Below are 10905 nucleotides of genomic sequence, written 5' to 3'. Positions count from 1 at the left end.
GTATGGCGCCAAACGGTCCCCCGAAAAGAAAACCAAAAAAACCGCCCAGGATTTTGCCAAAAATCTGCATTTATGTGCTCTCAATCTATGAATTTTTCTGTGGTTCAGTGGTCTGATAGTGCCGTAAGCTTCAAATTACTTTATGATAAGGGCCGATTTATTTAACATTCGGTCACCTATTCACCGAAGAAATCAAGTTCAACAGGATAGTAAAACTCGATGCCACGTTTTCCCCTAACCCTATTGGCCGCTTCAATCAGTGCTGCTTTTTTTGTGCCTCCGACTCAAGCCGAAGCGACGGTAGAGGATAGTGTGCAGGAACTGCCCGCTATAGATCAATGCTTGATCAATCAGCCAGACCCCGAAAACCCGAACGAACAACCAATTAACGTTGAAGCGGATGCGCTGGAAGCAGTAAACGGCGAAAAAGCGACCTACAGCGGTAACGTGGTTGTCACCCAGGGTAAGAAACGCATTATTGCAGATAACGTCACCCTGCACCAAAAAGAGAACATCGTGGTCGCTGAAGGTAACGTTAACTTCAGCGATGGCCAACTAAAAGGTCTCTCCGATCGCGCCACCAACGATCTCAACACGGATCAGGTGACCTTAGAGAACACCAAGTACAAATTCCTGTGTGAGCCGGGCCGCGGTCATGCGGTCTACATCTCCAAAACTGGCAAAGCCGTGTACGAGATTGAAGACGGCTCGATTACCTCCTGCCCAGACGGTGACAACGCGTGGCGCATGGTCGCCACCAGCATCGACGTTGATCAGAATGAAGAACAGGCCACGTTCTACAACCCACGTTTTGAAATCCAGAACGTGCCGGTATTTTATCTGCCCTGGTTGACCGTGCCGATCGGTGACACGCGTAAAACCGGCTTCCTATACCCGACCGTCTCGTACGGTTCGAGCGACGGTTACGAGATGGAGGTGCCAATTTACTGGAACATCCATCCACAGTACGACTTAACCACCACGTTCAAATACATGTCGGAGCGCGGCACACAGTTGAACGGTGAATTCCGCTACCTCAACGTGCTGGGTAAAGGTGGCATCGAATTTGAGTATCTGCCGGATGATCAGAAATACCAGGAAAAAGGCGATCGCTGGGGTATCCAGTACCGTCACAGCGGTATTTTCCGTCAAGCGTGGAAATTCAACATTGATTATTCCAAAGTCAGTGACATTGATTACTTCTCCGACGTCGACTCCAGCATAGGTAACCGTGAAGACGGCCAGCTGATCCAGGAAGGCGAAGCCACATACCGCTCCAACAACTGGGACGCGTCAGTACTGGTGCGGGACTTCCAGCTGTTGACCGACGACCCGACCAACACCAACCAGCCGTATCGTCTGATGCCACAGCTGGCGTTTAACTACTACTCGCCTGAGCTGATGCGTTATCTGGACTTTGACATGCTGAGCAGCATTTCACGTTTTGATACCGACGCCAGAGGCAAGCCGTCGGCCACCCGCGTCCATATTGAGCCGGGCCTGACCGTGCCGGTGGGCAACACCTGGGGTACCTGGACCACAGAAGCGCGCTTGCTGACCACATACTACCATCAGGATCTGGAAGGAGTGGATCGCACCAATGAGGCGTACGAGAATCTGGACGAGAACCTCACCCGGGTGATCCCGCAGTTCCGCACCCATGCCGGTGTGGTCCTTGAGCGCGGCACCACCTTTATTGATGGCTACACTCAGACGCTGGAACCTCAGGTTCAGTATCTGTACGTGCCGAACGAAAAACAGGACAACATCGGCTGGTACGACACCACGCTGCTGCAAACTGACTACTATGGTCTGTTCCGCAGCCGTAAGTACAGCAGTGTCGACTACATCGCACCGGCCAACCAGGTCAGTTACGGGGCCACCACGCGTTTCTTCGATGATGGCTACAAAGAGCGTCTGAATATCTCGTTTGGTCAGATTTTCTTCCTGGACAAAGGCACGAAAGATTCATCCCCTTACGAAGACAGCAACAACGATGAAGACACCAACTACTCCGCCTGGGCAGTAGAGATGGACTTCAACTATGCCGATGCGCTGTTCTACCATGGTGGGATTCAGTATGACATCGACTCCAGCTCGGTTCAGTCCGCCAACAGCACGCTGGAATACCGTTTCAATGCGGGCTACGTACAGACCAACTACCGTTACGTCGATAAAGACTACATTGATGAGACCGTCACTTTTAACACCAACAACATCACCAAAGACGGCATCTCCCAACTCGGCCTGCTGGGCAGTTACAAGCTGAACCGCAACTGGTCCGCCAGAGCTCAGTACTTCTACGACCTGACCATAGATCAAGACATCGAATGGTTGGCTAACCTGAACTACCGTTCAGACTGCTGGTACATCGGCTTTACCTACAGTAACCAGCTGCGTAAATGGGACCCATCGTTCGGTGCTTACCCAGACGCAGATCCTGAATATGAGAACAACTTCAGTGTTAACTTCGGTATCATCGGTTTCGGTACCTCAGTCGGTTCAGACTCCAGTGCAACTGGTGTCAGCGGTGCTGGCAATGCTCTGGGCTACGGCCGCCCATTCTTCTTGAATAACTAATGATCTCGGTCTGCCGCACAGGCAGACCGGTTTTATAGATAGGACGATAAATGAAATCCTGGAAAGCTACCCTCATCACTCTGCTGGCAACCTGCACAGTGACCCTAGCCCACGCTGCACCGCGTGAGCTGGATCAGATCGCGGTCATCGTCAACGACGGTGTGGTACTGCAAAGTGACATCGACTCAGCGATGAAAACCATTCGCGCCAATGCCAAGAAAAACGCGCAAACCCTGCCACCAGATTCGGTCCTGAAAGAACAGGTCACCGAGAAGCTGATCATGGACACCATTCAGCAACAAGAAGCAGAGCGTATCGGTGTGCGTGTTGACGACAACCGTCTCAACCAAGCCATCGGTGACATTGCGCAGAAAAACGACCAGTCGCTGGAGCAACTGCAGGCGGCTGTGGCAGCTGAAGGGCTGACCTGGGCGGATTACCGTGAGCAGATCCGTAAAGAGATCGCCGCCAGTGAAGCGCGCAATGCGCTGGTTCGCCGCCGCATCAATATTTTACCGGCCGAAGTAGACAACCTGGCGAACCTGCTGGCCCAGGAAACCAATGCCACGGTGCAGTATAAAATCTCCCATATCCAGTTGCGCGTCGACGAAGGCGTCGATAAAGCCGACGTTGAGAAACAAGCCAACGATCTGGTCGCGAAACTCAAATCCGGCGCAGACTTCGCAACCATGGCATACACTTACTCGAAAGGACCAAAAGCACTGCAAGGCGGTGACTGGGGCTGGATGCGCAAAGAAGAGATGCCAACCATTTTTGCCGATCAAATCAGCTTTCAGAGCAAAGGCACGATTATCGGACCGTTTCGCAGCGGTGTCGGTTTCCACATTCTGAAAATCGACGACGTGAAAGGTCTGGAGACAGTGGCAGTAACGGAAGTCAACGCGCGCCACATTCTGATCAAGCCGACCGTCATCCTCAGCGATGAGGGGGCACAAAAAGAGCTGAATGACTTTATCCGTCAAATTCGAGAAGGCAAAGCCAGCTTTGCAGAACTGGCGAAACAGTACAGTCAGGATCCGGGCTCGGCCGCTCAAGGCGGCAGCCTGGGCTATCAAACCCCGGATCTGTACGTACCAGAATTCAAGCATCAGGTCGAAACTCTGCCAATTGGGCAAATCAGTGAGCCATTCAAAACCGTACACGGCTGGCACATTGTTGAAGTAATGGCGCGTCGTCAGGTTGACCGCACCGATGCTGCGCTGAAAAACAAGGCTTACCGAATTTTGTTTAATCGTAAATTCAATGAAGAAGCCAGTGCATGGCTGCAAGAAATGCGGGCCAGTGCCTTTGTTGAACAACTGAATGACGAAAACGATGGCAACAACTAAACGAATCGTGGTGACCGCCGGTGAGCCGGCGGGGATTGGACCGGATCTGGTGCTGGCTCTCTCAACAGAAAGCTGGGAACACCAGATTGTCGTCAGTGCCGACAAGTCGCTGTTGGCCGAGCGCGCCAAGCAACTTGGCGTTGAGGTCAAGCTGCTCGACTACGATGCTGCCAAAGCTCCTGTGGCGCAAACCGCAGGCTCATTGGTGGTGGACCATATTCCTCTGGCAGCGCCTTGCAGCGCTGGACAACTGGATGAAGCCAACGGTCACTACGTATTAAAAACACTGGAAAGAGCCGCTTTGGGCTGTATGAGCGGTGAATTTGATGCTATTGTCACCGGCCCTGTGCACAAGGGGGTGATCAACCGGGCAGGCGTTGCGTTCAGCGGACACACAGAATTCTTCGCGGAAAAGTCAGCAACACCGCTGGTGGTAATGATGCTGGCAACCGAAGGGCTGCGTGTGGCGCTGGTGACCACTCACATTCCATTGGCCTATGTGTCTAAAGCCGTCACCAGCGAACGTCTGGAAAAAATCATTCATATCCTGCATCAGGATCTGGTTGAGAAATTTGCCATTGAGCAACCCAAGATATATGTCTGCGGACTGAACCCGCATGCTGGCGAAGACGGCTGTCTGGGGATGGAAGAGATCGAAACCATCTCTCCGACACTGGAGCGGCTGCGCAACGAACATGGCATGAATCTGGTCGGCCCGTTGCCGGCGGATACGATCTTCAACCAGAAATACCTCGACGAGGCCGATGCCGTACTGGGCATGTACCACGACCAGGTGTTGCCGGTTCTGAAGTTTAAAGGCTTCGGCCGTTCAGTAAATATCACCCTTGGTCTACCCTTTATAAGAACTTCGGTCGATCACGGTACCGCTCTCGATCTGGCAGGGACAGGACGAGCGGACACAGGGAGCTTTAGAACAGCACTGACACACGCTATTGAATTAGTAGAAAAGCAACCGAATTAATTTTTTGAGATGACTATGAGAAATGATGTCCATTTAGGGCACAAAGCGCGTAAACGTTTTGGTCAAAACTTTCTGAACGATCCGTATATCATTGATGGCATTGTCTCAGCCATCAACCCGAAACCAGGCCAGAATCTGGTTGAGATCGGTCCGGGCCTGGGCGCTATTACCGAACCGGTTGGCCGCGAAATCGATAAGATGACCGTGATTGAACTCGATCGCGATCTGGCGGAGCGTTTACGTAACCACCCGGAACTGGCAGACAAACTGACCATTCACGAAGGCGATGCCATGCGCTTTGACTTCACACAACTGGTCAAGCCAAACAACAAGTTACGTATTTTCGGTAACCTGCCTTACAACATCTCTACGCCGCTGATGTTCCACCTGTTTGAGTTCCATAAAGACATTCAGGACATGCACTTTATGCTGCAAAAAGAGGTGGTCAACCGCTTGGCCGCCGGCCCAGGCAGCAAAGCGTATGGTCGCCTGACCGTCATGGCGCAGTACTACTGTAAAGTCATGCCTGTACTGGAAGTGCCACCAACGGCGTTTGTCCCGCCACCAAAAGTAGATTCAGCGGTTGTGCGTCTGGTGCCTTATGAAGATCTACCGCACCCGGCCACCAGTCTCAAATGGCTGGATCGCGTCTGTCGCGAAGGCTTCAATCAACGCCGTAAAACCGTGCGAAACTGCTACAAGGGCCTGCTGGGTGACAACGAGTTTGAACAACTGGGTATCAACTCAGGCGTTCGTCCGGAGAATCTGACTCTGGAGCAGTTTGTCGCGATGGCCAACTGGCTGGACGCTCACCACCAATAATTGCATCATCAAGCCGATAGCACTGCTATCGGCTTTTGTCTGTTAAGACAAGTAAGGAGTTGCCATGGACGTATCCTCACCTTGCATCAAAGTTCAGGTTCACACCAAATACATCGCCGAGCAATCCAATCCGGAACTGCAGCGCTATGTGTTTGCCTACATGATCACGATTAAAAACCTCAGTACAGAAACCGTGCAGCTGATCAGCAGACGCTGGTTAATCACCGATGCTAACGGCAAACAAATGTCGGTAGAAGGTGAAGGCGTTGTCGGCAAGCAGCCGTTTATCGACGGCAACGACGAATACACCTACAGCAGTGGAACGGCACTGGAAACCCCGGTCGGCGTCATGCAAGGCCAGTACATCATGCACGACAGTAAAGGCGTGGAATTCAGCGCTGAAATCGATCCGTTCCGCCTGGCGGTACCGAATGTGCTGAACTAACCGAACGGAGTTGCTGTGTCGACATATATTGTTGGTGATATTCAAGGTTGCTTTGATGAGTTGCAGGCACTGCTGACTCAGGCCGGCTTTTGCGCGGACAACGATCACTTATGGCTGGCGGGTGACTTAGTGGCCAGAGGCCCCAAATCCCTTGAGACACTGCGTTTTGTACGCGATCTGGGCGACAACGCGACCGTGGTACTGGGGAATCATGATCTGCATCTTCTGGCCGTATCGCTTGGGATCCACAAAGTCAAAAAGAAAGATCAAACCCAGCCGATTTTCGACGCACCGGATCGCGACGAGTTGCTGGCCTGGTTGCGTCAACAGCCCCTGTTGGCGGAACACGATCAGTTTGTGATGGCCCATGCTGGGATCTCCCCGCAATGGGATCTGGATACCGCGCGTCAGTGCGCCCGAGAAGTAGAGCACGTGCTACGCAGTGAACACTGGCCTTGGCTAATTGAGCATATGTACAGCAACACGCCGGATTTCTGGCAGCCGACCTTATCAGGGCTGGAGCGTTATCGTTACATCATCAATGCGTATACCCGGATGCGCTTTTGCTTGCCGGACGGACGACTCGACATGGCATGTAAGCTGCCCCCTAACGAGGTCAGTCCCCAGGAACTGATGCCCTGGTTCCGTTTACCGCAACGCATTCAGTTGGCAAAACCGGTTTTGTTTGGTCATTGGGCGGCGTTGGAAGGTTATCAGGGAGAAAGTGTGATCGGACTCGATACCGGCTGTGTCTGGGGCGGCAGCCTCACGATGCTCCGTTGGGAAGATCAGCGCTGGTTCCATCAACCTGCTCTGACGACCGCCTGAGATTACGCCCACCGGAGGGGTGGGCGATGGCATCAACGGCGTTGCCAGATGGTAAAACGCATGTCGTAAGCGTTTTTCTCATCCCGGGCATACTCTTCACTGTGGATCTCTTCAAACGCTTCTCCCCAATCAGGAAACCGGGTGTCACCATCCACTTGGGTGTCAATGAACGTCAGATATAATTTGTCAGCTTGCGGCAGGCAAGTCCGATAGATGCTACCGCCGCCGATAATCATCACCTCTTCCGCATCGCCAGCGGCTTCCAGCGCCGATTCAATTGAGGTCACGGTGGTCACGCCGTCAATGACAAGCGATGCATCACGACTGATAACGATGTTCATCCGTCCCGGCAGAGGACGGCCAATTGAATCATACGTTTTGCGCCCCATCACCACCGGCTTGCCTAACGTACAGCGCTTAAACCAGGCGAAATCCGCAGGTAAATGCCATGGCATTTGATTGTCTTTGCCAATGATACGCTGCTCTGCCATCGCGGCAATCATACTGATGATCATAACTTTTCCTATCTAAACAATCGGTCGACGACGGTAGAATAACAGCCCGGGAACGGCCAGACCAACCGCCAGACCGGCAATAATGAACATCGCCTTGAGAAAGTTTTCCATCAGCGTCGCAATTAAGGCTGGCTGATAGCCCAGATGATTGATTTCGACCATAGCAATCATGGCTTTAAACGCAAACACCCCAGGCACCATAGGGATCAATGCCGCCACAGTAAACACTTTCGGGTGGGCGAGGAATTTGTGCGACCAGTGCACGCCGATCATTCCCACCAACGTTGCGGCAAAAAACGTCGCCCACTCAATCGGAATGCCAAACTGCATCATCAGATAACGCGCACCGTGCCCCAGCGCGCCGCCCAATGCACAGTACTTGAGTGCCGGCACTGGCACATTAAACACCAGAGCAAATCCCACCGCCGGAATGGCGGCAAAAAACATGTCATTGAGTAATCCCAGCAACAGCGTCCAACTCAGCATCTCACCACCCCCATACGCCGATCAGTGTCATCGCAGCCACAATGCCCAAGCTCGTCGCCAACGTCAGCAAGCTGGCCATGGTAAATCGTGCAATCCCCATATTGATGTAGCCTTTCAGCATGTCAGCAACGGCATTGATCAACGGAAATCCCGGTACCAGCATCAGTACGGACGACGCCATCGCCAGTTCAGGGCGATTACCAATTTGCAGTGTCACCGCCTGAGCGGAAATCACGGTGGTGACAAAGGCTGTCGCGGTGAAGTTGAGCAGTGGATTGAAATGGCGGTGACCGATCTCCTGACGCACCACCATACCAACCGATGAAGCGAGAAAGGTCATCGCAAACACACTCCAGTCACCGCCTGCCAGCCGGCTGAACGAAGCACAGGACAAGCCAATCATCACCAGCACCAACCAACGGTTGTAACGCGCCGGGCTGATCTTCTCCAATTTGTGCTGCGCCATCGGCGGATCAATGATGCCACGCTCGAGCATGATACAAATCCGTTGTACCTGTGTGACCACACGCATGTTGATGCCACGATCCGGGCAACGCCGGGCAGTGGTAATACAATGCCCGTCGTACACCGTGGTGATCACCAGCGAGCTGGCGGACAACGAGACTTCCACCTCATTCATGCCACTCGCAAGTCCGATACGACGCATAATATCACCCACCAACGTACTCTCTGCGCCGTGGGCCAGTAACATTTGCCCGGCCTGGGCAATTAAACGGGACACCGCCCGCTGTTCCGATGCCATAGTGTGTCTCTAACTCCATTTAGGTATCGTGTTATTGTGCCTGAAAACATCAGTCAGAATCATGATTTAGACACAAAAAAGCCGCAATAGACATTGCGGCTTTTTAACGGATTTCAATCAGTCGCGAACGTAGATAACGTGCCCGTCATCTTCTTCGTCGTCCCAATCTTCATCATCCCAGTCATCTTCGGTGACCACATTGTCACCGGCCATCGCGTCTTTGTGGTAGTCATCCCACATAAACTCGACTTTTTCTTCATCGCTGCGCTCTTCCACATCGCGCGGCAGCGTTTCCATGAAGTCCGCCAGTTTGTAGCACAGCTCTTTGGTGCCCTGTTTATTCACCGCAGAGATCTTGAAGTATTGCTCTTCCCAGCCCAGAGCATCGAGGATCCGTTGGATCACTTCGTCTGCTTCCTCTTCCGGCATCAGATCAACCTTGTTGAAAACCAGCCAACGTGGTTTATCCGCCAGTTTCTCACTGTACTGTTCCAGCTCATCGATGATCGTCAGCGCATTTTCAACCGGATCGGATTGATCGATCGGCATGATATCGATCATATGCAACAAAACGCGACAACGTTCTAGGTGCTTCAGGAAGCGAATGCCCAGGCCCGCGCCGTCCGCAGCGCCCTCAATCAGACCCGGAATGTCCGCCACCACAAAGCTCTTTTCAGGGACCACACTCACCACACCCAAGCTCGGGATCAACGTGGTAAACGGATAGTCCGCCACTTTAGGTTTGGCCGCCGATACCGCACGGATGAAGGTCGACTTACCCGCGTTTGGCAAACCAAGCATACCGACATCCGCCAGCAGCAACAGTTCCAGCCGCAGTTCACGCACTTCGCCTTTGGTACCCATTGTCTTTTGGCGCGGCGCACGGTTGACCGAGGACTTAAAACGGGTGTTACCCAGTCCGTGCCAGCCACCTTTCGCCACCATGACCTTTTTGCCGTGCTCAGCCACTTCACCGACAATTTCATTGGTATGAATGTCGACCGCTCGCGTCCCCACCGGAACACGCATGACTTTGTCTTTACCGCGCTTACCGGTACAGTTACCACCGCGGCCATTTTCACCGCGTTCCGCTTCATAGAAGCGCTGGAAGCGGTAATCAATCAAGGTATTTAGGTTCTCATCGGCTTCGATGTAAACATCACCACCGTCGCCACCGTCGCCACCATCCGGGCCACCTTTCGCAACGAATTTTTCACGCCAGAAGCTGACGACACCGTTGCCGCCATCGCCTGCCTGAACTTTAATTACCGCTTCATCAACGAACTTCATTTTTCCTCCACTCGTTTGCGTGGGAAGTCAATATAAGTCTAGTAAACCTTAGACTGTAGATCCCAGTCTCCCCGCTTGCTAGGGTCTAGGGTCTAAGGTCTTTGCTCTCTGTATAAATAAAAAACCCCGCCGAATCGGCAGGGCTTTTGAATTCAGCTAGAAACCTAAATTATTCAGCTTCGATGCTTACGAATTTACGGTTTTTAGGACCTTTCGTCTCAAACTTAACTTTGCCGTCAGTCAGAGCGAACAGAGTGTGGTCTTTACCTAGGCCAACGTTGTTACCAGCGTGGAATTTAGTACCACGTTGACGAACAATGATGTTACCTGCTAGTACCGATTCACCACCGAAACGCTTAACACCAAGACGTTTGCTTTCTGAATCGCGGCCGTTACGAGTAGAACCACCAGCTTTTTTGTGTGCCATTGTTAAACTCTCCTATTAGATTAAGCGTTGATACCAGTGATCTTCACTTCAGTGAACCACTGACGGTGACCCTGTTGCTTACGAGAGTGCTTACGACGACGGAACTTAACGATTTTAACTTTATCGCCACGACCGTGCTGTACTACTTCAGCAACAACTTTGCCACCCTCTACAAGAGGTGCACCAACTTGAATGTTTTCACCGTTAGCAACCAGCAGAACTTTATCAAATTCTACAGTTGCGCCAGTTTCAACGTCTAATTTCTCTAAACGAAGAGTTTGACCTTCGCTTACACGGTGTTGTTTACCACCAGATTGGAAAACAGCGTACATATTTTACTCCGCTTTTTCCGCACAGCCTTTTCATGAGGGTGTGCGCTAAACTAATCATCAATAGGGCGCAGATTCTACAGAAAGGA

12 protein-coding genes are annotated in these 10905 nt (G+C 52.2%); 6 read left to right on the top strand and 6 right to left on the bottom strand.

The window, feature by feature from the left end; translation table 11 throughout:
- Positions 1-219 precede the first annotated feature (219 nt).
- The 6 genes from lptD (at position 220) to apaH (ending at position 7006) form a co-directional block, all read left to right on the top strand.
- Positions 220-2580 (top strand): LPS assembly protein LptD, encoded by a 2361-nt coding sequence (gene lptD / locus CAG65_RS20625; protein ID WP_161454832.1) that lies wholly within the window; start codon positions 220-222, stop codon positions 2578-2580.
- Positions 2581-2630: 50 nt separating this feature from the next.
- Positions 2631-3929: a peptidylprolyl isomerase SurA gene (gene surA / locus CAG65_RS20620; protein WP_161454831.1), complete on the top strand. Its 1299-nt coding sequence runs from the start codon at positions 2631-2633 to the stop codon at positions 3927-3929.
- On the top strand, positions 3916-4911 hold the full coding sequence (gene pdxA, locus CAG65_RS20615) for a 4-hydroxythreonine-4-phosphate dehydrogenase PdxA (RefSeq protein WP_161454830.1): 996 nt from the start codon (positions 3916-3918) through the stop codon (positions 4909-4911). Before surA ends, pdxA begins: the two co-directional genes overlap by 14 nt.
- 15 nt (positions 4912-4926) lie before the next feature.
- The gene (gene rsmA / locus CAG65_RS20610) at positions 4927-5733 is read left to right on the top strand and encodes a 16S rRNA (adenine(1518)-N(6)/adenine(1519)-N(6))-dimethyltransferase RsmA (RefSeq protein WP_021706845.1); all 807 of its coding nucleotides are present in this window, start codon (positions 4927-4929) and stop codon (positions 5731-5733) included.
- Positions 5734-5797: 64 nt separating this feature from the next.
- Positions 5798-6178: a Co2+/Mg2+ efflux protein ApaG gene (gene apaG, locus CAG65_RS20605; protein ID WP_021706846.1), complete on the top strand. Its 381-nt coding sequence runs from the start codon at positions 5798-5800 to the stop codon at positions 6176-6178.
- 15 nt (positions 6179-6193) lie between these two features.
- Positions 6194-7006, top strand: coding sequence for a bis(5'-nucleosyl)-tetraphosphatase (symmetrical) ApaH (gene apaH / locus CAG65_RS20600; RefSeq protein ID WP_021706847.1), 813 nt, complete (start codon positions 6194-6196; stop codon positions 7004-7006).
- 32 nt (positions 7007-7038) lie between these two features.
- Here the strand turns inward: apaH and folA are convergent, their stop codons facing one another.
- From folA to rplU, 6 genes are all read right to left on the bottom strand, one after another.
- Complete coding sequence (gene folA, locus CAG65_RS20595; protein WP_161454829.1) at positions 7039-7521, bottom strand: type 3 dihydrofolate reductase; 483 nt, start codon at positions 7519-7521, stop codon at positions 7039-7041.
- Between the two features lie 12 nt (positions 7522-7533).
- Positions 7534-8007: a threonine/serine exporter family protein gene (locus tag CAG65_RS20590; protein WP_021706849.1), complete on the bottom strand. Its 474-nt coding sequence runs from the start codon at positions 8005-8007 to the stop codon at positions 7534-7536.
- Between the two features lies 1 nt (position 8008).
- Complete coding sequence (locus tag CAG65_RS20585; RefSeq protein ID WP_161454828.1) at positions 8009-8770, bottom strand: threonine/serine exporter family protein; 762 nt, start codon at positions 8768-8770, stop codon at positions 8009-8011.
- Positions 8771-8887: 117 nt separating this feature from the next.
- Positions 8888-10060, bottom strand: a complete 1173-nt coding sequence (gene cgtA / locus CAG65_RS20580) for an Obg family GTPase CgtA (RefSeq protein ID WP_021706851.1) — start codon at positions 10058-10060, stop codon at positions 8888-8890.
- 169 nt (positions 10061-10229) lie between these two features.
- Entirely contained in the window at positions 10230-10487 is a 258-nt protein-coding gene (gene rpmA / locus CAG65_RS20575; protein WP_021706852.1) for a 50S ribosomal protein L27, read from the bottom strand.
- A gap of 20 nt (positions 10488-10507) precedes the next feature.
- Complete coding sequence (gene rplU, locus CAG65_RS20570) at positions 10508-10819, bottom strand: 50S ribosomal protein L21 (RefSeq protein ID WP_021706853.1); 312 nt, start codon at positions 10817-10819, stop codon at positions 10508-10510.
- Positions 10820-10905: the final 86 nt, after the last annotated feature.

Origin of the sequence: Vibrio sp. V39_P1S14PM300, from assembly GCF_009904765.1 — a bacterium.
Taxonomy (GTDB): domain Bacteria; phylum Pseudomonadota; class Gammaproteobacteria; order Enterobacterales; family Vibrionaceae; genus Vibrio; species Vibrio proteolyticus.
This window is presented reverse-complemented; position numbering and strand designations above follow the sequence as displayed.

Coding starts and splice junctions, on each gene's coding strand:
- rpmA (WP_021706852.1), bottom strand. CDS start 10,487: ATGGCACACAAAAAAGCTGGTGGTTCTACTCGTAACGGCCGCGATTCA.
- pdxA (WP_161454830.1), top strand. CDS start 3,916: ATGGCAACAACTAAACGAATCGTGGTGACCGCCGGTGAGCCGGCGGGG.
- apaG (WP_021706846.1), top strand. CDS start 5,798: ATGGACGTATCCTCACCTTGCATCAAAGTTCAGGTTCACACCAAATAC.
- cgtA (WP_021706851.1), bottom strand. CDS start 10,060: ATGAAGTTCGTTGATGAAGCGGTAATTAAAGTTCAGGCAGGCGATGGC.
- rsmA (WP_021706845.1), top strand. CDS start 4,927: ATGAGAAATGATGTCCATTTAGGGCACAAAGCGCGTAAACGTTTTGGT.
- surA (WP_161454831.1), top strand. CDS start 2,631: ATGAAATCCTGGAAAGCTACCCTCATCACTCTGCTGGCAACCTGCACA.
- CAG65_RS20590 (WP_021706849.1), bottom strand. CDS start 8,007: ATGCTGAGTTGGACGCTGTTGCTGGGATTACTCAATGACATGTTTTTT.
- CAG65_RS20585 (WP_161454828.1), bottom strand. CDS start 8,770: ATGGCATCGGAACAGCGGGCGGTGTCCCGTTTAATTGCCCAGGCCGGG.
- folA (WP_161454829.1), bottom strand. CDS start 7,521: ATGATCATCAGTATGATTGCCGCGATGGCAGAGCAGCGTATCATTGGC.
- lptD (WP_161454832.1), top strand. CDS start 220: ATGCCACGTTTTCCCCTAACCCTATTGGCCGCTTCAATCAGTGCTGCT.
- rplU (WP_021706853.1), bottom strand. CDS start 10,819: ATGTACGCTGTTTTCCAATCTGGTGGTAAACAACACCGTGTAAGCGAA.